Annotated in this window: 19 protein-coding genes, 8 tRNA genes and 1 rRNA gene; all 28 read left to right on the top strand. The window is 34.3% G+C overall.

Going from position 1 to position 23,605, the window contains the following annotated elements; translation table 11 throughout:
• Positions 1–75 precede the first annotated feature (75 nt).
• The 28 genes from glmU to KA926_RS12415 all read left to right on the top strand — a co-directional run bounded on the left by glmU (position 76) and on the right by KA926_RS12415 (position 23,575).
• Complete coding sequence (gene glmU / locus KA926_RS12550) at positions 76–1,431, top strand: bifunctional UDP-N-acetylglucosamine diphosphorylase/glucosamine-1-phosphate N-acetyltransferase GlmU (protein WP_107386293.1); 1,356 nt, start codon at positions 76–78, stop codon at positions 1,429–1,431.
• A 142-nt stretch (positions 1,432–1,573) separates the two neighbouring features.
• The gene (locus tag KA926_RS12545; RefSeq protein ID WP_046206556.1) at positions 1,574–2,539 is read left to right on the top strand and encodes a ribose-phosphate diphosphokinase; all 966 of its coding nucleotides are present in this window, start codon (positions 1,574–1,576) and stop codon (positions 2,537–2,539) included.
• A gap of 141 nt (positions 2,540–2,680) precedes the next feature.
• A complete protein-coding gene (locus KA926_RS12540) occupies positions 2,681–3,340 on the top strand; it encodes a 50S ribosomal protein L25/general stress protein Ctc (protein WP_107386292.1) in 660 nt (219 codons plus the stop codon).
• A gap of 193 nt (positions 3,341–3,533) precedes the next feature.
• Positions 3,534–4,106 (top strand): aminoacyl-tRNA hydrolase, encoded by a 573-nt coding sequence (gene pth, locus KA926_RS12535; RefSeq protein ID WP_107384068.1) that lies wholly within the window; start codon positions 3,534–3,536, stop codon positions 4,104–4,106.
• Positions 4,103–7,615: a transcription-repair coupling factor gene (gene mfd, locus KA926_RS12530; RefSeq protein ID WP_210144544.1), complete on the top strand. Its 3,513-nt coding sequence runs from the start codon at positions 4,103–4,105 to the stop codon at positions 7,613–7,615. Before pth ends, mfd begins: the two co-directional genes overlap by 4 nt.
• On the top strand, positions 7,605–9,143 hold the full coding sequence (locus KA926_RS12525; RefSeq protein ID WP_107386290.1) for a polysaccharide biosynthesis protein: 1,539 nt from the start codon (positions 7,605–7,607) through the stop codon (positions 9,141–9,143). Before mfd ends, KA926_RS12525 begins: the two co-directional genes overlap by 11 nt.
• Positions 9,143–10,330: a MazG nucleotide pyrophosphohydrolase domain-containing protein gene (locus KA926_RS12520; RefSeq protein ID WP_107386289.1), complete on the top strand. Its 1,188-nt coding sequence runs from the start codon at positions 9,143–9,145 to the stop codon at positions 10,328–10,330. The genes KA926_RS12525 and KA926_RS12520 overlap by 1 nt, the downstream gene beginning before the upstream one ends.
• A gap of 2 nt (positions 10,331–10,332) precedes the next feature.
• Positions 10,333–10,596 (top strand): RNA-binding S4 domain-containing protein, encoded by a 264-nt coding sequence (locus tag KA926_RS12515; protein ID WP_107384081.1) that lies wholly within the window; start codon positions 10,333–10,335, stop codon positions 10,594–10,596.
• Between the two features lie 20 nt (positions 10,597–10,616).
• Complete coding sequence (locus KA926_RS12510) at positions 10,617–11,018, top strand: FtsB family cell division protein (protein WP_107386288.1); 402 nt, start codon at positions 10,617–10,619, stop codon at positions 11,016–11,018.
• A gap of 100 nt (positions 11,019–11,118) precedes the next feature.
• Entirely contained in the window at positions 11,119–11,517 is a 399-nt protein-coding gene (locus KA926_RS12505; protein ID WP_019467962.1) for a S1 domain-containing RNA-binding protein, read from the top strand.
• Positions 11,518–11,727: 210 nt separating this feature from the next.
• Positions 11,728–13,020, top strand: coding sequence for a tRNA lysidine(34) synthetase TilS (tilS, locus tag KA926_RS12500; protein ID WP_107386287.1), 1,293 nt, complete (start codon positions 11,728–11,730; stop codon positions 13,018–13,020).
• Between the two features lie 4 nt (positions 13,021–13,024).
• Positions 13,025–13,564: a hypoxanthine phosphoribosyltransferase gene (gene hpt / locus KA926_RS12495; RefSeq protein ID WP_019467964.1), complete on the top strand. Its 540-nt coding sequence runs from the start codon at positions 13,025–13,027 to the stop codon at positions 13,562–13,564.
• A 283-nt stretch (positions 13,565–13,847) separates the two neighbouring features.
• On the top strand, positions 13,848–15,956 hold the full coding sequence (ftsH, locus tag KA926_RS12490; RefSeq protein ID WP_107386286.1) for an ATP-dependent zinc metalloprotease FtsH: 2,109 nt from the start codon (positions 13,848–13,850) through the stop codon (positions 15,954–15,956).
• A 212-nt stretch (positions 15,957–16,168) separates the two neighbouring features.
• The gene (gene hslO / locus KA926_RS12485; RefSeq protein WP_107386285.1) at positions 16,169–17,047 is read left to right on the top strand and encodes an Hsp33 family molecular chaperone HslO; all 879 of its coding nucleotides are present in this window, start codon (positions 16,169–16,171) and stop codon (positions 17,045–17,047) included.
• A 157-nt stretch (positions 17,048–17,204) separates the two neighbouring features.
• Positions 17,205–18,137 carry a cysteine synthase A gene (cysK, locus tag KA926_RS12480; protein ID WP_107386284.1) on the top strand — a complete coding sequence of 311 codons (933 nt, stop codon included), beginning with the start codon at positions 17,205–17,207 and terminating at the stop codon, positions 18,135–18,137.
• Positions 18,138–18,581: 444 nt separating this feature from the next.
• Positions 18,582–19,385 (top strand): dihydropteroate synthase, encoded by an 804-nt coding sequence (gene folP / locus KA926_RS12475; protein WP_107384077.1) that lies wholly within the window; start codon positions 18,582–18,584, stop codon positions 19,383–19,385.
• Positions 19,363–19,728, top strand: coding sequence for a dihydroneopterin aldolase (gene folB / locus KA926_RS12470; RefSeq protein ID WP_107386283.1), 366 nt, complete (start codon positions 19,363–19,365; stop codon positions 19,726–19,728). Before folP ends, folB begins: the two co-directional genes overlap by 23 nt.
• Positions 19,728–20,207, top strand: a complete 480-nt coding sequence (gene folK, locus KA926_RS12465; protein WP_107386282.1) for a 2-amino-4-hydroxy-6-hydroxymethyldihydropteridine diphosphokinase — start codon at positions 19,728–19,730, stop codon at positions 20,205–20,207. Before folB ends, folK begins: the two co-directional genes overlap by 1 nt.
• 560 nt (positions 20,208–20,767) lie before the next feature.
• Entirely contained in the window at positions 20,768–22,255 is a 1,488-nt protein-coding gene (lysS, locus tag KA926_RS12460) for a lysine--tRNA ligase (RefSeq protein ID WP_210144542.1), read from the top strand.
• 471 nt (positions 22,256–22,726) lie between these two features.
• Positions 22,727–22,841: ribosomal RNA gene (gene rrf / locus KA926_RS12455) — 5S ribosomal RNA — on the top strand.
• A gap of 16 nt (positions 22,842–22,857) precedes the next feature.
• Positions 22,858–22,933: transfer RNA gene (locus KA926_RS12450), tRNA-Val, on the top strand.
• Positions 22,934–22,949: 16 nt separating this feature from the next.
• A tRNA-Thr gene (locus KA926_RS12445) sits at positions 22,950–23,025 on the top strand.
• Between the two features lie 6 nt (positions 23,026–23,031).
• Positions 23,032–23,104: transfer RNA gene (locus KA926_RS12440), tRNA-Lys, on the top strand.
• Between the two features lie 14 nt (positions 23,105–23,118).
• Positions 23,119–23,193, top strand: a tRNA-Gly gene (locus KA926_RS12435).
• A 7-nt stretch (positions 23,194–23,200) separates the two neighbouring features.
• Positions 23,201–23,289, top strand: a tRNA-Leu gene (locus KA926_RS12430).
• 13 nt (positions 23,290–23,302) lie between these two features.
• Positions 23,303–23,379: transfer RNA gene (locus KA926_RS12425), tRNA-Arg, on the top strand.
• A gap of 26 nt (positions 23,380–23,405) precedes the next feature.
• Positions 23,406–23,479 (top strand) — tRNA-Pro (locus tag KA926_RS12420).
• Between the two features lie 20 nt (positions 23,480–23,499).
• A tRNA-Ala gene (locus tag KA926_RS12415) sits at positions 23,500–23,575 on the top strand.
• The last annotated feature ends 30 nt before the right edge of the window (positions 23,576–23,605 follow it).

Here is a 23,605-nt window from a genome sequence, read left to right as displayed (position 1 = left end):
TTTGAGCCTTGAAAGTGGTACTAGCGTTAAATTATAATAATATAGAAGTGTATAATTTAATGGAGGGTTACACACATGCAAAGACATGCAATAGTACTTGCAGCTGGAAAAGGTACACGTATGAAATCTAAGAAATACAAAGTACTACATGAGGTTGCGGGCAAATCAATGATTGAACATGTCGTTGATAACGTTAAACAATCTGGAGTAGAAAATCTTGTGACCATTGTTGGCCACGGTGCAGAAAGCGTGAAAGAAACGTTGGGAGATACATCTTTATATAGTTTCCAAAACGAACAACTCGGTACTGCACATGCCGTTAAAATGGCGAGTGAGCACTTGAAAGACGAACAAGGTACAACATTAGTGGTTTGTGGCGATACGCCGTTAATAACTGCAGAAACGCTTAAATCACTATTAGAACACCATGAAAGCAATCAAGCTGATGCAACAGTTTTATCAGCGACGACAAGTAATCCTTATGGTTATGGTCGTATTGTGAGAGATGGCAATGATCACTTAGTTAAGATTGTAGAGCAGAAAGATGCTACAGTAGAAGAACAACAAATCAATGAAATTAGCTCAGGTATTTTTGCATTTGATAATAAATTGCTTTTTGAAAAATTAGAACTGGTAAAAAATGATAATGTTCAAGCTGAGTATTATTTACCTGATGTTTTGTCTCTTATTTTACAGGAGCAAGGAACGGTTGAAATCTATCGTACAGATGACTTTGAAGAAATTATGGGTGTCAACGATCGTGTAATGTTAAGTGAGGCAGAGGCAGCTTATAGAAAACGTATCAATGACTACCATATGAGAAATGGTGTAACACTTATTGATCCTGCTACTACATATATAGGTGCAGATGTGAAATTAGCTATGGATGTTACAATTGAGGCAAATGTGAAATTAGCTGGTAACTGTGTAATTGGTGAAGATACGATTGTTGGCCAAAACACAGAAATTCATAATAGTAAAATAGGTTCTAACGTTACAATTAAACAATCGGTTATCAACGAAGCGGTTGTAGGCGACAATACTACAATTGGTCCGTTTGCCCAGTTAAGACCTGGAGCAGACTTAGGTGAAAGTGTTAAAGTTGGAAACTTTGTAGAAGTTAAGAAATCAGTCGTTAAAACAGGTGCTAAATTACCACATTTAAGTTATATTGGTGATGCAGAAATTGGTGAACGTACCAACTTAGGTTGCGGTTCTATCACAGTGAATTATGACGGTAAGCATAAATCCAAAACGATCATCGGCAATGATTCATTTATAGGTTGTAATACCAACTTAGTAGCACCAGTAACTTTAGGTGATAGATCATTTATAGCTGCAGGTTCTACAATTACTGATAACGTGCCACATGACAGTTTAGCATTAGCAAGAGCGAGACAAACAACTAAAGAAGGTTATTTAAAAAAATAGACACGATTAGATTACGATTCTAATCATATATATACAATGTAGATGTAAGGAAGACCTCAATCGACATTTTGTAGATTAATGAGATAAATATAACTTTGTCTATGAACGAAACTAATTGAATGAATTAATTGGAGGACTATAAATGTTAAACAATGAGTATAAGAATTCTGCTTTGAAAATATTCTCTTTAAAAGGTAATGAACCCTTAGCCCAAGAAGTAGCAGATAATGTTGGAATCGAGCTAGGTAAATGTTCTGTAAAACGTTTTAGCGATGGAGAAATTCAAATTAATATTGAAGAAAGTATTCGTGGTTGTGATGTATTTATTATTCAACCGACTTCTAATCCAGTAAACTTACATTTAATGGAATTATTAATTATGATAGATGCTTGTAAACGTGCTTCAGCAGCTAATATTAATATTGTGGTGCCATACTATGGTTACGCTCGTCAAGATAGAAAAGCGCGCAGCCGTGAACCAATTACAGCGAAATTAGTTGCAAACTTAATTGAAACTGCTGGCGCAGATCGCATGATTGCATTAGACTTACATGCACCACAAATCCAAGGATTCTTTAATATGCCAATAGACCACTTAATGGGTGTTCCGATTTTAGCAGAATATTTCCAAAATGATACAGACATTGATCCAGAAGAATGTGTCGTAGTTTCTCCAGATCATGGTGGTGTAACTAGAGCACGTAAACTTGCAGATATTCTAAAAACACCAATTGCAATCATAGATAAACGACGTCCTAAACCTAATGTAGCTGAAGTAATGAATATCGTTGGAGAAATTGAAGGTCGCACAGCGATAATTATTGATGATATCATCGATACAGCTGGTACGATTACATTAGCAGCTCAAGCGCTAAAAGACAAAGGTGCTAAAGATGTTTACGCATGTTGTACACACCCTGTATTATCAGGCCCAGCTAAAGAACGTATTGAAAATTCAGCGATTAAAGAGTTAGTCGTTACAAATTCAATTCAATTAGATGAAAACCGTAAACCAGCTAATACTAAGGAACTGTCAGTAGCAGGTTTATTAGCACAAGCTATTGTGCGCGTATATGAAAGAGAATCTGTTAGTGTGCTATTTGACTAATTAGTGCAATAGTTGTATAATTATTCCGTTCGTGATTTCAATTCACGATTAAATAAACACTTGCAAGCAACATTGTGTTGATGGGTAAGTGAGGGGTTCTTATTATCATAATAAGAACAAAAAATGAAAGGTGGAAATAATATGGCTTCATTAAAGTCAATTATTCGTCAAGGTAAACAAACACGTTCAGACCTTAAAACACTTAGAAAAATTGGTAAAGTACCTGCAATCGTTTATGGTTACGGTACAAAAAATACTTCAGTAAAAGTTGATGAAGTAGAATTTATCAAAGTTATTCGTGAAGTTGGACGTAACGGTGTTATCGAATTAGGTGTAGGTTCTAAAACAATTAAAGTAATGGTTTCAGACTATCAATTCGATCCACTTAAAAACCAAATTACTCACATTGACTTCTTAGCAATCAATATGAGTGAAGAACGTACTGTTGAAGTACCAGTTCAACTTACTGGTGAGGCAGTAGGAGCTAAAGAAGGTGGCGTTGTTGAACAACCATTATTCGACCTTGAAGTAACTGCGACACCAGACAATATCCCTGAATCTATCGAAATTGACATCAGTGAATTAGATGTTAACGATAGCTACTCAGTTGCAGATATTAAAGTTTCAGGTGATTTCACAATCGAAAATGACCCTGAAGAATCTGTAGTAACAGTAGTTCCTCCAACTGAAGAACCTACTGAAGAAGAAATCGAAGCTATGGAAGGCGAATCAGAAACTGAAGAGCCAGAAGTTGTTGGTGAAGAAAAAGAAGACGAAGAAGAAGAGAAAGAAGAAGAGTAATTTCTCTGACGTCATTCTAATACACACGATTTCAATAAGAAAAAATAATCTTAAAAAGCACCATGCTTAATTCGTTAAGCTGGTGTTTTTTTATGTTAATATAGTGAATGATATGAAAATAAAAAAAACAAACGGTATAACGTTGTGAAATAATAAATGTTTTTGAGTGAATACAACAATTGGAGGTAACATAATGAAATGTATTGTAGGTTTGGGCAATATTGGTAAACGCTTTGAGCTGACAAAACATAATATCGGTTTTGAAGTTATTGATTATATGTTAGAACACAATCAATTTAAATTAGATAAACAAAAGTATAAAGGTGCCTATACAATAGAACGTTTAGCTGGTGAAAAAGTGATGTTTATAGAACCAATGACAATGATGAATTTGTCTGGTGATGCTGTAGGGCCACTGATGAAGTACTATGACATTGATATAGACGATTTACTTGTACTATATGATGATTTGGATTTACCACAAGGTGAAATTCGCTTACGACAAAAGGGTAGTGCCGGTGGTCATAATGGTATGAAGTCGATTATTCAAGCTTTAGGTACAGACCAATTCAAACGCATTCGTATTGGTGTTGATCGTCCTTCCAATGGCATGTCGATTGTTGATTATGTATTACAAAAATTTTCGAAGCAAGAAATGGATACAATGAATAAAGTAATAGAACATTCAGCACGTGCAGTAGAAGCTTATATTGAAAGTTCTCGTTTTGACCGTGTGATGAATGAGTTTAATGGTGAGGTCAAGTGAAATCAATAATTACAGAATATATTAAAAAAGATAAACGCTATCAAGAGTTAAATGAAGTATTTGGTGAAGCAAACGTATTGGTTACTGGACTATCTAGTTCGGCGAAGGCAACAATCATAGCCGAAAAGTTTATTCATAGTTCAAAACAATTACTTGTAGTAACGAACAACTTGTATCAAGCAGACAAACTAGAGAGTGACTTGCAACAATATGTTGATACAGATGATATTTACAAGTATCCAATGCAAGATATTATGACAGAAGAATTTTCAACCCAAAGCCCCCAATTCATGAGCGAACGTGTACGTACTTTAACGGCACTTGCTCAAGAAAAGAGAGGGTTATTTATCGTACCGCTAAATGGTTTTAAAAAATGGTTAACACCTGTTGAAATGTGGAGAGCACATCAACTCAAACTTTCCATTGGTGATGATATTGATATTGATGAATTTTTAAACAAACTTGTAAACATGGGATATCGCAGAGAGAGTGTCGTATCGCATATTGGTGAATTCTCGTTACGTGGTGGCATTATTGACATATATCCGTTAATAGGTTTACCAGTAAGAATCGAATTATTTGATACAGAAGTAGATTCAATTCGAAACTTTGATGTGGAGACGCAACGTTCGGAAGAAAATTTAGACCATGTAGACATTACAACTGCCAGTGATTACATCATTACAGATGAAGTATTAAAGCACACTAAATCAAAATTAAAAGAAGCATATGAGTATACACGTCCAAAAATAGATAAATCTGTACGTAATGACTTAAAAGAAACATATGAAAGTTTTCAACTTTTTGAATCTTCTTTATTTGACCATCAAGTATTACGTAGACTCGCTGCTTTTATGTACGAATCCCCTGCAACCATTATTGATTACTTTAAATCTGATGCGATTGTAGCAGTTGATGAATATAATAGAATCAAAGAAACTGAAACAACACTGGTTTCTGAAGCTGAAGAATTTATGCAGAGTTTAATTGAAAGCGGCAAAGGGTTTATCGGACAGAATTTCTTACAATATGACGGGTTTGAGTCACTATTAAATCGATATCCAGTTACGTATTTTACTTTGTTCACTGCAACGATGTCGGTAGAACTCAACACAATCATTAAATTTTCATGTAAGCCAGTACAACAATTTTATGGCCAATATGATATTATGCGTTCCGAATTCCAACGCTTTATCCAAAATGATTATACGATTGTTGTATTAGCAGAAACTGAATCAAAAAAAGAGCGCATTCAATCAATGTTAAATGAAATGCACATACCAACATTTATAGATACGCCAAGTGCACAAAGTGAAGGTGGTAGTGCAATCATCACTGAAGGTAGCCTATCAGAAGGTTTTGAATTACCATATATGCACCTTGTTGTTGTAACAGAACGTGAATTATTTAAATCAAAACAAAAGAAAAAAGCAAAACAACATAAGAAATTAACAAATGCAGAAAAAATTAAATCATATCAAGATTTGAAAGTCGGAGATTTTGTTGTTCATGTTCACCATGGTGTAGGTAAATATTTAGGTGTCGAAACACTTGAAGTTGGCGGCGTTCATAAAGATTATATAAAACTGCAATACAAAGGTACCGATCAATTATTTGTACCAGTAGATCAAATGGATCAAGTACAAAAATATGTTGCTTCCGAAGATAAATCACCCAAATTAAATAAACTTGGTGGTACAGAATGGAAGAAAACAAAAGCTAAAGTTCAACAAAATGTTGAAGATATGGCTGATGAATTAATAGAATTATATAAAGAAAGAGAAATGTCAGTTGGTTATAAATATGGACCAGATACACCACAACAAAATGATTTTGAAATTGACTTCCCTTATGAATTAACGCCAGACCAAGGCAAGTCCATTGAAGAGATTAAACAAGATATGGAAATTGAACGACCAATGGATAGATTATTATGTGGTGATGTTGGTTACGGAAAAACAGAAGTTGCGGTACGAGCAGCTTTTAAAGCTGTAATGGAAGGTAAACAAGTAGCCTTTCTTGTGCCTACGACAATCTTAGCGCAACAACACTATGAAACTTTAATCGAGCGCATGCAAGATTTTCCTATAGAAATCCAACTGATTAGTAGATTTAGAACTACTAAGGAAGTTAAAGAGGTTAAAGAGGGACTTAAATCAGGATATGTTGATATCGTTGTTGGTACGCATAAATTGTTAGGTAAAGATATTCATTATAAAGATTTGGGCTTACTCATCGTAGATGAAGAACAACGTTTTGGCGTAAGACACAAAGAAAAGATTAAGTCACTTAAGACAAATGTTGATGTATTAACTTTAACTGCAACACCGATTCCGAGAACCCTACATATGAGTATGTTGGGCGTGCGTGATTTATCGGTCATTGAAACACCACCAGAAAATCGTTTTCCTGTGCAAACGTATGTATTAGAGCAAAATATGAATTTTATTAAAGAAGCTTTAGAAAGAGAATTATCACGTGAGGGCCAGGTTTTTTACTTATACAATAAAGTGCAATCGATTTATGAAAAACGCGAACAATTGCAAATGTTAATGCCAGAAGCAAATATCGGTGTGGCACACGGTCAAATGAATGAACGTGATTTAGAAGAAACGATGTTGAGCTTTATCAACCATGAATTTGATATTCTTGTAACGACAACGATTATCGAAACTGGCGTAGACGTTCCAAATGCCAATACTTTAATTATCGAAGATGCCGATAAATTTGGATTGAGCCAATTATATCAATTACGAGGACGTGTGGGGCGTTCAAGTCGTATAGGTTATGCATATTTCTTACATCCATCTAACAAGGTATTATCAGAGACTGCTGAAGAAAGACTACAGGCAATCAAAGAATTTACTGAATTAGGTTCCGGTTTTAAAATTGCAATGCGGGATTTAAATATTCGAGGTGCAGGGAATCTTTTAGGTAAACAACAACATGGATTTATTGACTCCGTAGGCTTTGATTTATACTCACAAATGTTAGAAGAAGCGGTGAATGAAAAACGAGGTATTAAAGAAGAACAACCTGATGCTCCCGAAGTTGAAATTGAACTAAATATTGATGCTTATTTACCAGCTGAATATATTCCAAATGAACAGGCAAAAATAGAAATTTATAAAAAATTACGTAAAATTGAGACGGAATCGCAATTGATGGATGTTAAAGATGAGCTGATTGACCGCTTTAATAATTATCCAGTTGAGGTTGAAAGATTGCTAGAAATGATGGAAATAAAAGTGCATGCGTTGAATGCAGGTGTAACACTTATTAAAGATGTAGGTAAAAAAATAGAGATTTATTTATCCGAAAAAGGCACTACAGACATCAATGGTGAAGCACTCTTTAAACAAACCCAACCACTTGGACGTGCAATGAAAGTTGGTGTTCAAGATGGTAAAATGAAAGTGACACTCAATAAAGATAAAGTATGGTTAGATAGTTTGAAATTCTTAGCGAAATGTTTAGAAGAAAGTATGGTTATACCAGATGAACGTTAAATCTGAAACAAAAGGTGTTTTTAATGGCGTTGTTGTACTAACTATAGCGCTTATCATTGTTAAAGTATTAAGTGCGTTGTACCGTGTGCCTTATCAAAATATACTAGGAGATGAAGGTCTATACGCTTATCAACAAGTATATCCAATAGTAGCTTTAGGTGTTATTTTATCGATGAATGCCATTCCTAGTGCAGTCACTCAAACTTTTAGCGCAAGCGGACAACCCAATCAATATACACGCGTGTTATTAAGGTTACAATTTGCTGGTGTTATCTTTTTCTTAGTTTTATTTACTTGTGCACATTGGGTTGCTTTTCTAATGGGAGATGTCAATTTAGCACCTATGTTAAGGGCGGCAAGTGTCAGCTTTTTATTTGTTGGCATACTTGGTGTCTATAGGGGTTACTATCAGGCACACCATGAGATGAACATACCTGCAATTTCCCAGGTTATAGAACAATTTATTCGTGTCGTAATTATCATGATTGCCATTGTGATGTTTATGAGTCATTCATGGAGTATATATCGTGCAGGTACATTAGCGATTGTTGGTTCAGGTATTGGTTTTTTAGCATCTAGTTTGTTTCTAATACAACGGAAACCTTTTAAATTATCTAGAGCACATGCCAGTGTTGATGTTGCTTGGAAAAAGTTAACGCTAGGTATTGTTGTATTCGCGGTGAGCCAATTGATCGTTATTGTATGGCAAGTGGTGGATAGTTTTACAGTGATACATGCACTTCAAATGACTGGTTTAGATTTTGACGAAGCAACTATTTTTAAAGGCATTTATGACCGCGGTGCCTCTTTTATACAGATGGGGTTAATTGTAACGACGACGTTCTGTTTTGTGCTTATTCCATTACTAACAGATGCATTAAAAACAAAGCAACATATACTGGTGAATCGCTATGCTAATGCATCGATAAAGATTACGATTTTATTTAGTGTGGCAGCAGCTATAGGTTTGATCAATTTGCTCCCTGTAATGAACAGTGTGTTCTTCAAAAACGATAGTTTGAACGGAACGTTATCCGTATATATGCTTACAGTTATATGTGTATCTCTTATAATGATGGATATTGCTTTATTACAAGTGAAAAATCGCGTTAAAGTTATTTTGTTCGCATTTGGCATTGGTGTTGTGGTCAAAGCGATATTGAATATGGTTTTAATACCACAACTTTCAATTTTCGGTGCCAGTCTAAGTACTGTCATTTCATTGCTGTTATTTGTGTGGGTTTTACAGTATCAAGTATTAAAAATGTATCATTTCCAAACAATGAAAAAATTCATTGTTAAATTAGCGGGTACAATGATGCTATTATCTATCACAGTACAAATAGTCATGTTTCTTATTCCAGGAGAAGGTAGAATGCAAGGTTTAGTCGAATTAGCCATAGCAGCTACCATTGGCGTTATTGTAGTGATTTTTTCTATCGTACGCATGCAATTATTAAGTTTTAGAGAACTCAAACATCTACCTTTTGGAGATAAACTATTCCATATGAAAAGAGGGAAACATTAATGACAAATAAAATAACAGTTGTTGGATTAGGCAATTACGGTATTGAGGATTTACCATTAGGGATTTATAAATTTTTGAAAAAGCAAACATTAGTTTATACACGTACCTTTGACCACCCAGTCATCCAAGACTTAACAATGGAAGGTATCAATATTGAAAGCTTTGATCAAGAATATAAAAATCATGACGCTTTTCAAAATGTATATGAAGCTATTGTGTCAAAATTGATAAATACTGCAAAAGACAATAATATTGTATATACAGTACCAGGCCATCCACGTGTAGCTGAGACAACAACTGTGTATTTAGAACAATATGCACAAAAACATTCTGATATAGAAGTTGAAATATTAGGTGGTAAAAGCTTTATAGACGATATATTTGAAGCGGTGAAGGTTGATCCTAACGATGGTTTTACAATGTTAGATGCAACAGATCTTCAAAAAGAAAAATTGAATATTCGTACACATACACTTATCACACAAGTTTATAGTGGAATGGTCGCTGGTGATTTAAAAGTGACATTGATGGAACGTTATAGTGATGATCAACTTGTTTATATCGTAGATGGTGCCAGAAATAATTATGCCAACGTTATCAAAACACCGTTATATGAAATAGATCATTACGACGAAGTTTTTAACAATATAACTAGTGTATTTATTCCAAAAGTGGAAATTGAAGAAACATACTTTGGTGATTTTAACTATGCAGTTGGTATCATTGACCACTTAGTAGATGACGAGAAAGGTTGCCCATGGGATAAAGTTCAAACACATCATACTTTAAAACGTTATTTGTTGGAAGAAACATTCGAATTGTTTGAAGCGATAGATAATGAAGACGATTGGCACATGATAGAAGAGTTAGGAGACATTCTATTACAGGTATTACTACATGCAAGCATAGGAAAAAAAGAAGGTTATATGGATATTAATGAAGTGATACAAAGTCTTTCAGAAAAAATGATACGTAGACATCCACATGTTTTTGGTGATGCAAAAGCAGAAACAGAAGAAGATTTAAAAAATATTTGGTCTAATGCTAAGTCTAAGGAAGGTAAAGAACAGCGTGTGAAATTTGAGAAAGTATTTGCAGACCACTTCTTAGCATTGTATGATAAAACAAAAAATAAATCGTTAGATGAAAATGCTTTAAAACGAATTTTAGAGCAAGGAGGAAAATAATGATGAGATTAGATAAATATCTCAAAGTTTCAAGATTAGTAAAGCGTCGTACATTAGCAAAAGAAATCAGTGATCAAGGACGTATTACTGTAAATGGCGTAGTTGCTAAAGCAGGTACTGATGTAAAAGAAACAGATGAACTCGTTATTCGATTTGGACAAAAAATTGTAACAATTAAAGTCACAGGTTTGAGCGAACATGCAACAAAAGAAAATGCAAAAGGTATGTATGAACTCATTAAAGAAGAAAAAGTTAGTGAAATATAAACATAGGAGGTGACAAGCAAATGAATAAAAAAGTTGAAAATATAGGCAATACGTATACTTCAGCAGAAAACAAAAAAAAGCAGCAGCAACAAATGAGAAAGCGTGTTGTTCGTAAACGTATCACTTTATTTGGTGGTATTTTACTACTGATTATTATCATTTTAGCCATCATGCTTGTCACTCAAAAACAAAGTAACAATGAAGATTCAGTTGAACGTCAACAAAAAGAACAAAAGTATCAAAAGCAACAAGATGAAGAATTAGCACTAAAAGAACAATTAAATAATTTAAATGATAAAGATTATATTGAAAAAGTTGCACGTGATGATTACTATCTAAGTAATGATGGGGAAGTTATTTTCAAATTGCCTGGAGATAATAAATCTGACACTAAATCTAAGGCGCAAAATGATGATAAATAAGTGAATTTAATTTTTTGCATCATTATACCATTGTTAATTTATGCAAACAGGCATATAATAGGGTTAAAATCGAAACGAATCGGGAGGATTTATTTATAATATGTCAATCGAAGTAGGAAACAAGCTTAAAGGTAAAGTCACTGGAATTAAAAAGTTTGGCGCTTTTGTCGAACTTCCAGAAGGAAAGAGTGGCTTAGTTCACATAAGTGAAGTTGCAGATAACTACGTTGAAAACGTAGAAGATCACTTATCTGTTGGTGATGAAGTTGAAGTTAAAGTGCTTTCAATTGCTGATGATGGAAAAATTAGTTTATCTATCAAAAAAGCAAAAGATCGTCCACGTAGACCTCAAAGCAAACCAAATTATAAACAACCTCAACCTAAAGGTGAGGACTTTGAAAAGAAACTAACAAACTTCTTAAAAGATAGCGAAGATAAATTGACTTCTATTAAGCGTCAAACGGAATCTAGACGTGGTGGAAAAGGCGCTAGACGCTAAAATATATAAAATAAGACTGTTCCCAAGAGAACTGAAATTAATTGTTAAGTACAACATTTAATATGATTTTAATGACGTTTGACTTTGACAATAAATGACTGTTTTCTTACTTAAGGAAACAGTCTATTTTTTGTTGTGTACAGACGTTGCAACGTACATGTAAAACTCAAAGGTAAAAAATCTTTCGCATTGTGACATAGGAGGTAAGCTATGGTAGAAGTTAATGCTGATGGTTGGAATAAAGACCAACATATTGTGTTAGCCGTTTCAACGGGGATTGATAGCATGGTATTATTGCACAACTTAATTAATCAGTTGTCTCAATCGTATAGAAAATTAACTTGCTTACATGTGAATCATAATATTCGTGATATTGCACAAGAAGAAGAATCATTTATAAGAAAATATTGTGAGTCGTATCAAATTCCATTGTTCGTGCATCATTTAGATTTATCGAAAGTCATTGAACAAGGTAACAGCATTGAAAATATTGCAAGGAACGAACGATATCAATGGTTTGATGATATGATGGTGGAGCTGGATGCGGACGTCTTATTAACCGCACATCATCAAGATGATCAAATTGAGACTATCTTTTATCGGTTGATGACTGGACGTTCAACTAGAAGTAGTTTAGGTATGTCATATCTGACTTCACGAGACGCTTATATGTTGTGCAAACCATTGTTAGAAACAACAAAAGCGGACATTCGAAACTATCAGCAAAATTATGAGGTACCTTATTATGAAGACGAGACAAACGCTGAAAATCATTATGTAAGAAATGATATTCGTAATCGTATTTTACCTGCCATCGATAGCAATCTCCATTTATCTACAAAACAGTTACTTAAGTTGAAAGATTGGCATGATATGCAACTGCAAGCATTACATGACAATGCGTTACATTTTATAGAAACTCATGTTCATGAAAATGCTGATAAGACAGAAACAGTAATTCCAAGAGTTGCATTTTCTAATTTAAATCATAATATTAAAATAATTATTTTAGATAAAATATTTTCAAAATTACAGGTTACGACATCAATGACTGAAAAAATGTACGAATCCTGGTTTCAGCAACTCGAAGGCAAAGTTACTCAATGTACAATATATACAACGGATAAATGGAATATTTATATCGCTTATGATAAATTTATAATAATGGCAAATTATGATAAATGTCTTGTGCCAACAAAGATTTTGCAACCAGGCTTATATCACTATGGTCATTATAGTATAGACATAACAGATAATTTTCCAAAAGATGATTATCCGTTAGTCGTTAGAACTAGAAATAATGGAGATAAATTCAAACTAAATGGTGTAAAAGGACATAAAAAAGTTAGTCGATTACTTATTGATCGCAAAATTATACAAACTGAGCGAAACCAATTACCAATTTTAGTCAATGCAGATGAAACAATTATTGCTATAGGTACGTTATACTTAAATAATGAATATAAAGATACTATTTTCATACGAAATACGGGAGAGGAATGAAATTATGCGAGATGATTTAAAGGAAATATTAATGGATGAGGCAGAAATAGAACAAATATGTAAAGACTTGGGTGCAAAAATTACTGAAGCATATGCAGGTAAACCACTTGTCTGTATAGGTATCTTGAAAGGGTCAGTAATGTTTATGACAGACCTCATCAAACATATTGATACACATTTAGCTATCGATTTTATGGATGTTTCTAGTTACCATGGCGGTACTGAATCAACGGGTGAAGTACAAATACTTAAAGATTTAAGTGGTTCAATAGAAGGAAAAGACATCTTGATTATTGAAGACATTTTAGAAACAGGAACAACATTAAAATCAATAACTGAATTATTGGAATCAAGAAAAGTCAATTCACTGGAAATTGTAACATTATTAGACAAACCAAATCGTCGCAAAGCGGATATCGAAGCAAAATATGTAGGTAAAAAAATTCCAGATGAATTCGTAGTAGGCTACGGATTAGATTATGCTGAAAATTATAGAAACCTACCATATATTGGTACACTTAAACCAGAAATTTATTCAAAATAAGCAGTACAATTTAATCGTATGAAATATTGTTATATACTGTAAAACGTAATCGGATTAAATGAGTCGATATACATAGTATGTTGATAAAATACGAGGACATATACGTAAATCATTTAAAGAATAGATTATAAAGTATATGTTAACTGTTTGTATATCAAAATAAAAAAGTATAAAAATAACAGGAACTGTAACGTACATACAAAAGTAGAATTACTAGCCCAACACTTGTGTATTGTGTTACAATTTTTGTTAGTTTTATTATTGAAGTAGGAGGAAACGACGCATGCAGAAAGCCTTTCGTAACGTGCTAGTTATCGCAATCATTGGCGTTATTATATTTGGCTTGTTTTCGTGGCTAAATGGTAACGGAAATATGCCAAAACAGCTTACATATAATCAATTTGTTAAGCAATTAGATAAAGGTGAATTGAAATCCTTAGAAATTCAGCCAGAACAAAATGTATATATGGTAAGTGGTAAAACTAAAAAAGATGAAGATTATTCTTCAACTATTTTATATAATAATGATAAAGAGCTTGAAAAAATAACAGATAAAGCACAAAGTCAAGATGGATTGAAATTTACGGTTAAAGAAGAAGAAAAACAAAGCGTATTTGTAAGCATCTTAACTACGTTAATTCCAGTTTTAATCATAGCCTTATTATTTATTTTCTTCCTTAGTCAAGCACAAGGAGGCGGCGGTGGCGGCGGTCGCATGATGAACTTTGGTAAATCCAAAGCTAAAATGTACGACAGTCAGAAAAAACGTGTACGCTTCTCAGATGTAGCTGGCGCAGATGAAGAAAAACAAGAATTAATAGAAATTGTTGACTTCTTAAAAGATAATAAACAATTTAAACAAATGGGTTCTAGAATTCCTAAAGGTGTTTTACTAGTAGGACCTCCAGGTACAGGTAAAACCTTATTAGCTCGTGCAGTAGCTGGTGAAGCTGGTACACCATTCTTCTCAATCAGTGGTTCAGACTTCGTTGAGATGTTTGTAGGTGTCGGCGCAAGCCGTGTACGTGACCTATTTGAAAATGCTAAGAAAAACGCACCTTGTATTATCTTTATTGACGAAATCGACGCAGTTGGTCGTCAACGTGGTGCAGGTGTTGGTGGCGGACACGATGAACGTGAACAAACGTTAAACCAATTACTAGTTGAAATGGATGGATTCGGTGAAAATGAAGGCATCATTATGATTGCTGCTACAAACCGTCCTGATATTTTAGACCCAGCATTATTACGTCCTGGTCGTTTCGATAGACAAATTCAAGTTGGTCGTCCAGACGTAAAAGGACGTGAAGCTATTCTACATGTCCATGCTAGAAATAAACCACTTGATGAAACAGTAGACTTAAAAGCAGTATCTCAAAGAACACCTGGTTTCTCTGGTGCAGATTTAGAAAACTTGCTGAACGAAGCATCATTAGTTGCAGTACGTGAAGGTAAGAAGAAAATAGATATGCGTGATATTGAAGAAGCAACTGACCGTGTGATTGCTGGTCCTGCTAAAAAATCACGTGTCATTTCTGAAAAAGAACGTAATATCGTAGCACACCATGAGGCAGGCCATACTATTATTGGTATGGTGCTTGATGAAGCAGAGGTTGTCCATAAGGTTACCATCGTACCACGTGGCCAAGCTGGTGGTTATGCAATGATGTTACCAAAACAAGATCGCTTCCTAATGACTGAGCCAGAATTACTAGATAAAATTTGTGGTTTGCTAGGTGGGCGAGTTTCTGAAGATATTAATTTCAACGAAGTATCAACAGGTGCTTCAAATGACTTTGAACGTGCAACACAAATCGCACGTCAAATGGTTACTGAATATGGTATGAGTAAGAAACTTGGTACGGTACAATTCACAAGTAGCAGTAATGGACAAGTATTCTTAGGTAAAGACATGCAAGGCGATCCAGAATATTCTGGACAAATTGCGTATGAAATTGATAAAGAAGTTCAACGTATTATTAAAGAACAATACGAACGTTGTAAAAACATTCTTTTAGAACATCAATCACAATTACTTTTAATTGCTGAATCTTTATTAAAAGAAGAAACATTAGTTGCTGAGCAAATTCGTTCATTATTCTATGATGGTGTATTACCAGAAGTTGATTACGATGCAGCAGAAGTTGTTAGTGATCAAGAAAGTGAATTTAAAGAAGGTAAATACGGTAAATCTTATGAAGATGTACGAAAAGAACAACTAGAAGATGGTAAACAAGAAGAAGATCAACAAGAAGAAAAAGATATCGATAAAGAAAGTAAAGATAGCGAACATGACAATGATGACTCAGAAGATACAGGTCATGAGCAAGCGCCAAATATCGATAAACCTAGCAACCCAAGTGATCCTAACGATCCAAGCAATAGAAATTAATAACTGAACAAAAAGCTTCTTTCTGCTATCATATTGATGTGGAAAGAAGCTTTTTTAATATTTATCAATCGACCAAATTACAAACAGATATGTAGCAATTTTTTGACTGAACACTTACAATAAATTGCATTGATAAAAAGTATGATGAAATTCTATATAAAAATCAGAAAACAATTAAAACATTACAATGTATAAAAGGAGAAATTATAGAAATGACAAATGATTACATCGTTAAAGCATTGGCTTGCGAAGGACAAATAAGAGCATATAGTGCATTAACTACAGAAAGTATTCAAGAAGCACAATCAAGACATTATACTTGGCCGACAGCATCAGCTGCACTTGGCAGAACGATGACTGCAACGTTGATGATGGGTGCTATGTTAAAAGGTGAACAAAAATTAACAGTTACGGTTGATGGACAAGGACCAATCGGTAAAATTATAGCTGATGCTGATGCCAGTGGCCATGTAAGAGGGTACGTGACCCACCCACAGACTCACTTTCCTCTGAATAACGTTGGGAAGTTAGATGTTAGTAGAGCTGTTGGAACCAATGGTGCATTAACTGTAGTAAAAGACGTTGGAATGAAAGATTATTTCTCTGGTTCAAGTGAACTTGTATCCGGTGAATTAGGCGATGACTTCACTTATTACTTCGCAAAAAGTGAACAAGTGCCATCATCTGTAGGACTAGGCGTATTAGTAAATCCTGATAATTCTATAAAAGCTGCAGGTGGTTTTATCATTCAAGTGATGCCTGGTGCAGAAGAAAAAACAATTAATAAATTAGAAACAGCAATCAACAATATGACACCAGTTTCGAAATTAATTGATCAAGGTTTAGCGCCAGAAGAAATTTTATATGAAATACTTGGTGAAGATGAAGTTCAAATTTTAGAAGAAATGCCTGCAAGTTTTGAATGTAATTGTGGCCACGAAAAGTTTTTGAATGCAATTAAAGGACTAGGTCAAGCTGAAATTGAAAGTATGATTAATGAAGATCATGGTGCAGAAGCAGAATGCCACTTTTGTAGAAGTAAATATCAATATACAGAAAATGAATTACAGGAATTATTAGAAAAGATGTAAAAAATCCTTTAAAATAATGTTCAAATCAGTATAAATTATAAAAATATTGTAATTTTCAATCTTCTTAGTTGTATTCAAATCAAAATCTGATAAAATATAAAGTATATCCGATAGAAAAAGTAGGTTTTAAACTTTTTAATGAAAAGGAGCAATACTTATGACAAACAAACCAGTAAATAATATCGTTGAGGTAATTGGTAATACGCCAGTAGTTAAATTAAACAATGTGGTGGATGAAAATGCTGCAGATGTTTATGTAAAATTAGAATATCAAAATCCAGGTGGCTCAGTTAAAGACCGTATTGCATTAGCAATGATTGAAGAGGCAGAGAAAGATGGAAAAATCAAACCAGGAGATACAATTGTAGAACCAACGAGTGGTAATACAGGTATAGGTTTAGCTTTTGTATGTGCTGCTAAAGGTTATAACGCAGTATTTACTATGCCAGAAACAATGAGTCAAGAACGTCGTAATTTATTGAAAGCTTATGGTGCAGAAGTTGTTTTAACACCAGGTTCAGAAGCAATGAAAGGCGCTATTAAAAAAGCAAAAGAATTAAAAGAAGAATTCGGCTATTATGAACCACAACAATTTGAAAACCCAGCTAACCCACGTGTGCATGAATTGACAACTGGTCCAGAATTGGTTGAACAATTTGAAGGGAAAACAATTGATTCATTCTTAGCAGGTGTTGGTACTGGTGGTACATTAACTGGTGCAGGTAAAGTATTGAAAGAGAAATACCCTGATATTAATCTTGTAGCTATTGAACCAGAAGATTCACCAGTATTAAGTGGTGGAGAACCAGGACCACATAAATTACAAGGTTTAGGAGCTGGCTTTGTACCAGATACTTTAGATACGAATGTCTATGACGAAGTTATAAAAGTAGGTAATGAAACAGCGATGGATATGTCTCGTAAAGTTGCTAAAGAAGAAGGTATACTTGGAGGTATTTCTTCAGGTGCAGCAATTTATGCAGCTATCGAAAAAGCAAAATCTTTAGGTAAAGGTAAAACAGTCGTTACTGTATTGCCAAGTAATGGTGAACGTTACCTTTCAACACCTTTATATTCATTTGAAGATTAAAAATATATTTATAAAACCGATCATGTGTAGATTTGATCAGTTTCAGACTGTCGACAAGGTTACTGACTTTGTCGACAGTTTTTTTGTGTGCTTTCTGTGAAGATTTTGTCGTTTTCTAGATTTTAGTATAATAATACGCCCATACGGAATTACATGTACAGCAGCTAATGTTAAGTTGAAGTATTGTAATGATTGTTAATGACGTGCTGATAGCGTCTATAAAATTAAGTAATTCAATGGAAATAGGTCAAAATGCGAAATGATTAATATATTTGAATGCGTTCTTGCCAATTACTGATTATTTAAATGGGTAAAATGAATTAGACTTAAATTTTTTGTTATATGAGCATTGCTTACTGAAAATTTTATAAATTAGCGTTATTATAGAATAGTGATTACTAAGCTAGCGATGAGGTATTTAACAGTGAAAGGAAGAAAGTAACGATGGCACATACAAAAATTATGGGCATATTAAACGTAACTCCAGATTCATTTTCTGATGGTGGTAAATATAATTCAGTAGAAAAGGCTGTTAAAAGGGCGGAAGAAATGATTGAAGAAGGTGTAGATATTATAGATGTTGGCGGTATATCTACACGTCCTGGCTACGAAGAAATCAGTGTAACTGAAGAATTGCAACGCGTAGTCCCAGTTGTAAAAGCACTCAGCCAATTAGACGTGCAACTTTCTATTGATACATATAGAAGTGAAGTGGCAGAAGCAGCGATGAAATTAGGCGCTACAATGATTAATGATCAGTGGGCTGGATTATATGACGAAAAAATCTTTGATATTGTATCTAAATATGAAGGCGAGATCATATTGATGCACAATGGTGATGGTAATCGAACAATGCCAGTTGTGGATGAAATGCTTCTACATTTATTGAAACAAGCAAATAAAGCAGAAATGGCAGGTATTCCCCAAGAAAAAGTTTGGATAGATCCTGGCATTGGTTTTGCAAAAACAAGAGATGAAGAAAAAGAAGTAATGGCACGCTTGGACGAGTTAATAGCTACGGATTATCCTGTACTATTAGCGACAAGTAGAAAAAGATTTATTAAAGAAATGATAGATAGAGACACACAAGCAACTGAAAGAGATGAAGCAACAGCCGCCACTACTGCATATGGTATAATGAAAGGTGTTAAAGGTGTGAGGGTTCATAATGTTATGCTCAACGCCCGTTTGGCTCAAAGCATGGATTATTTAAAGGAGAATGAGGATGAGAGACACGATATTTCTTAGCGGTATGAAATTTTATTGTTATCACGGTGCTTTACCAGCCGAAAATGAAATTGGCCAAATATTCATCGTAGATGTGACAATGAAAGTTGATTTAAGTCTTGCAGGTGAAACAGATAAAGTTACTGACACTGTTCACTATGGTGAAGTATATGAAGATGTTAAATCAATCATGGAAAGTAAACCAGTGAATTTAGTAGAGCATCTAGCTGAACGTATTGCAAAACGTATAAATTCACACTATAATCGTGTAATGGAAACGAAAGTTAGAATCACTAAAGAAAATCCACCTATACCAGGCCATTATGAAGGTGTAGGCGTAGAAATAGTGAGGGAGAATTTCTAATGTCATATGCATACTTAGGTTTAGGAAGTAACGTTGGAGATAGAGAAACACAGCTTAATCAAGCGATTCATATTTTGAATGAAACAGAAGGTATCAATGTAACACAAACATCCCTAATTTATGAAACTGATCCTGTAGGATATGTTGAGCAACCTCAATTTTTAAATCAATGTATTGAAATACAAACGACACTGACACCTCGTGATTTATTAAATGCATGCCTAGAAACAGAACAACAGTTGCATAGAGTGAGAGATATCAGATGGGGTCCTAGAACATTAGATGTTGATATTTTATTATTTGATAAACAAATTATAAATGAAGATGACTTGGTTATACCGCATCCACGTATGCTGGAACGTTCTTTCGTGCTCATACCACTCAATGATATTGCGCCAGATTTTACTGAACCTCATACAAACAAAAAAATTAGAAATTTAGTAACGTTAGATAATTCAGTGAAACAATATAAGGGTTAAGAAAGCAACGATGTATAAATTCAATGAGAATGAGTCCTAGCAAAGCATTTTTATTGAATAGCTATACTTGCAATTTTATTATATATTAATTGTGAAATTCATTTGATTTCTTCTATCATTATTTGGACGCGGTAGAAGCATGTTAAATCATTAATACAACTGATATAACAAGATTAACTCTAACTAGAACAACATGTATTGTATAACAATTGCAGTAATAGTTATATACACTGAATTGCTGCACAGTAAAAATGCGTATTTTAAAAATTGTTTCATTCATAAAGATTAAACAGATACTTTAGCATACGCTGAAATATATAAGCTTAAATTACTTTATTACATTCATGACCTCTAGTAAAATTGAAAATTGAAAAATTAGTGCTGAGTACATAGGGAAATACCCATCTTTGTATTTAAAAGATAGGGTGGTCATGGTAAAGTAAGAAATGATTGGAACAAATCAAGATACAATAACCATAAATGATAGATATTCCTCGCATTCTAACAAAAAGTAGGGGCTAAAATTAAAATAGAACAAGAAGTATAAAGGAGAGAAAGTTATGTCAGAAGAAATGAACGACCAAATGCAGGTGCGTCGTCAAAAAATGCAAGAGCTATACGATTTAGGTATCGATCCATTCGGCGGAAAATTTGTACGAACTTCAATGGCTACTCCGTTACATGAAGATTGGGATCAATTCTCTAAAGAAGAATTACAAGAAAAAGAAGAAGAGAGTCATGTCAGCATAGCTGGACGTTTAATGACGAAACGTGGTAAAGGTAAAGCAGGCTTTGCACACGTGCAAGATTTATCAGGTCAAATTCAAATTTATGTAAGAAAAGATCAAGTTGGAGAAGAACAATTTGAACTATGGAAATCAGCAGACCTAGGAGATATCGTAGGTATTGAAGGTGTTATGTTCAAAACAAACACTGGTGAATTGTCAGTCAAAGCAAAATCATTCACGCTTTTAACAAAAGCATTACGACCATTACCAGATAAATTCCACGGTTTACAAGATATTGAACAACGCTATCGTCAACGTTATTTAGACTTAATAACAAACCAAGATAGCACGCAAACTTTTATTAATAGAAGTAAAATTTTACAAGAAATGCGTAATTACTTAAACAATCAAGGATTCTTAGAAGTAGAAACACCAATGATGCACCAAATTGCAGGTGGAGCGGCAGCAAGACCATTTGTAACACATCATAATGCCTTAGATGCAACATTATATATGAGAATTGCAATAGAATTACATTTAAAACGATTAATTGTTGGTGGTTTAGAGAAAGTATATGAAATTGGTCGCGTGTTTAGAAACGAAGGCGTATCTACACGTCATAATCCAGAGTTCACAATGATTGAACTTTACGAAGCATATGCAAACTATCACGATATTATGGACTTAACAGAAGATATGATTAGACATATATCTAATAAAGTACTTGGCACTGCAAAAATTAATTATGGTGAAGAAATTATTGACTTAGAATCAAACTGGAAACGAGTTCACATGGCAGATGCTGTCAAAGAAGTAACAGGTATTGATTTCTTTAACATTCAGAGTGACGAAGAAGCTAAAACACTTGCTAAAGAGCACGGTGTTGAAATAACTGACAATATGAAATACGGTCATATTTTAAACGAATTCTTTGAACAAAAAGTTGAAGAAACATTAATACAACCTACATTTATATATGGTCATCCAATAGAAATATCACCATTAGCAAAGAAAAATCCAGAAGACCCTCGATTTACGGATCGTTTTGAGTTGTTTATTGTAGGTAGAGAACATGGTAATGCATTTACAGAATTAAATGATCCTATAGATCAAAGAGAAAGATTTGAAGCGCAATTAGTTGAAAAAGAACAAGGTAATGATGAAGCACATGAAATGGACGAAGATTTCATTGAAGCATTAGAATATGGTATGCCTCCAACAGGTGGTTTAGGTATAGGTATTGATAGACTTGTTATGTTACTTACTGATTCAGCTTCAATTAGAGATGTATTATTATTCCCATACATGAGACAAAAATAATATAGATCAACTTAAAATAAAGGATTAAATATTGTGACTCACAGATAAGAGGCATGATGTTTAATCCTTTTTAATTATAAATCTGAACTTTAAACAAATGGAATAGAGCGATTTTTTTAACAACAAGCTAAAAATAATAAAGTAATAAGATACAATTATGCATATTTATGCTATTTAAATATAAAAATATACCGAAAAAGGTATGGTAAACTGAGATTTCTTATGGTAAGATAATTCAAGTCGAGTTAAGTAAACGCGAATACGTGCGAAATAAAATATATGTTTTAAATAAAAGTTACGAAAACCGTTGACTTTAATGAGAAAACGTAGTATTATATAAAAGTCGTCAAAAACGAGCATTTACATAATGAGCATTAAGTAAAGAACTTGTGAATTTCTTTAAGATAGTGTAAAATTAACTATTGTAATTGATTAATAAACAATGTATCATACATTGAGTAAGTTATTTTGTCTGGTGGCTATAGCAAGGAGGTCACACCTGTTCCCATGCCGAACACAGAAGTTAAGCTCCTTAGCGCCGATGGTAGTCGGACTTACGTTCCGCAAGAGTAGGACGTTGCCAGGCTTTATAATAAATATGTGGAGGATTAGCTCAGCTGGGAGAGCATCTGCCTTACAAGCAGGGGGTCGGCGGTTCGAACCCGTCATCCTCCACCATTTTCAAAAGTGAATAGCCGGCCTAGCTCAACTGGTAGAGCAACTGACTTGTAATCAGTAGGTTGGGGGTTCAAGTCCTCTGGCCGGCACCATTTCATGAGCCATTAGCTCAGTTGGTAGAGCATCTGACTTTTAATCAGAGGGTCAGAGGTTCGAATCCTCTATGGCTCATCCAGTTTCATTTTGCAGAAGTAGTTCAGCGGTAGAATACGACCTTGCCAAGGTCGGGGTCGCGGGTTCGAATCCCGTCTTCTGCTCCATTATTTTGCCGGGGTGGCGGAACTGGCAGACGCACAGGACTTAAAATCCTGCGATGAGAGATCATCGTACCGGTTCGATTCCGGTCCTCGGCACCATCATTTTAATAGAGCGCCCATAGCTCAATTGGATAGAGTACTTGACTACGAATCAAGCGGTTATAGGTTCGACTCCTATTGGGCGCACCATTTTTAGAATGATTTTATGATAAATACGGGAAGTAGCTCAGCTTGGTAGAGCACTTGGTTTGGGACCAAGGGGTCGCAGGTTCGAATCCTGTCTTCCCGACTCTTATTTAAAAAGAATATGGGGGCTTAGCTCAGATGGGAGAGCGCCTGCTTTGCACGCAGGAGGTCAGCGGTTCGATCCCGCTAGTCTCCACCATATATATTTAAATGAACATTGAAAACTGAA

The organism is Staphylococcus sp. GDY8P94P (genome assembly GCF_017892255.1).
Lineage (GTDB): Bacteria > Bacillota > Bacilli > Staphylococcales > Staphylococcaceae > Staphylococcus > Staphylococcus cohnii.
The sequence above is the reverse complement of the archived record's forward strand: the minus strand, read 5'-3'. Positions and strand labels throughout refer to the sequence as shown.

Excerpts from the sequence above, each read along its gene's own strand:
- tilS (WP_107386287.1), top strand. The coding sequence starts at position 11,728 with ATGGTAGAAGTTAATGCTGATGGTTGGAATAAAGACCAACATATTGTG.
- KA926_RS12505 (WP_019467962.1), top strand. The coding sequence starts at position 11,119 with ATGTCAATCGAAGTAGGAAACAAGCTTAAAGGTAAAGTCACTGGAATT.
- hslO (WP_107386285.1), top strand. The coding sequence starts at position 16,169 with ATGACAAATGATTACATCGTTAAAGCATTGGCTTGCGAAGGACAAATA.
- KA926_RS12545 (WP_046206556.1), top strand. The coding sequence starts at position 1,574 with ATGTTAAACAATGAGTATAAGAATTCTGCTTTGAAAATATTCTCTTTA.
- KA926_RS12520 (WP_107386289.1), top strand. The coding sequence starts at position 9,143 with ATGACAAATAAAATAACAGTTGTTGGATTAGGCAATTACGGTATTGAG.
- KA926_RS12515 (WP_107384081.1), top strand. The coding sequence starts at position 10,333 with ATGAGATTAGATAAATATCTCAAAGTTTCAAGATTAGTAAAGCGTCGT.
- folP (WP_107384077.1), top strand. The coding sequence starts at position 18,582 with ATGGCACATACAAAAATTATGGGCATATTAAACGTAACTCCAGATTCA.
- lysS (WP_210144542.1), top strand. The coding sequence starts at position 20,768 with ATGTCAGAAGAAATGAACGACCAAATGCAGGTGCGTCGTCAAAAAATG.
- hpt (WP_019467964.1), top strand. The coding sequence starts at position 13,025 with ATGCGAGATGATTTAAAGGAAATATTAATGGATGAGGCAGAAATAGAA.
- ftsH (WP_107386286.1), top strand. The coding sequence starts at position 13,848 with ATGCAGAAAGCCTTTCGTAACGTGCTAGTTATCGCAATCATTGGCGTT.
- glmU (WP_107386293.1), top strand. The coding sequence starts at position 76 with ATGCAAAGACATGCAATAGTACTTGCAGCTGGAAAAGGTACACGTATG.
- cysK (WP_107386284.1), top strand. The coding sequence starts at position 17,205 with ATGACAAACAAACCAGTAAATAATATCGTTGAGGTAATTGGTAATACG.
- pth (WP_107384068.1), top strand. The coding sequence starts at position 3,534 with ATGAAATGTATTGTAGGTTTGGGCAATATTGGTAAACGCTTTGAGCTG.
- KA926_RS12540 (WP_107386292.1), top strand. The coding sequence starts at position 2,681 with ATGGCTTCATTAAAGTCAATTATTCGTCAAGGTAAACAAACACGTTCA.
- folK (WP_107386282.1), top strand. The coding sequence starts at position 19,728 with ATGTCATATGCATACTTAGGTTTAGGAAGTAACGTTGGAGATAGAGAA.
- KA926_RS12510 (WP_107386288.1), top strand. The coding sequence starts at position 10,617 with ATGAATAAAAAAGTTGAAAATATAGGCAATACGTATACTTCAGCAGAA.
- folB (WP_107386283.1), top strand. The coding sequence starts at position 19,363 with ATGAGAGACACGATATTTCTTAGCGGTATGAAATTTTATTGTTATCAC.
- KA926_RS12525 (WP_107386290.1), top strand. The coding sequence starts at position 7,605 with ATGAACGTTAAATCTGAAACAAAAGGTGTTTTTAATGGCGTTGTTGTA.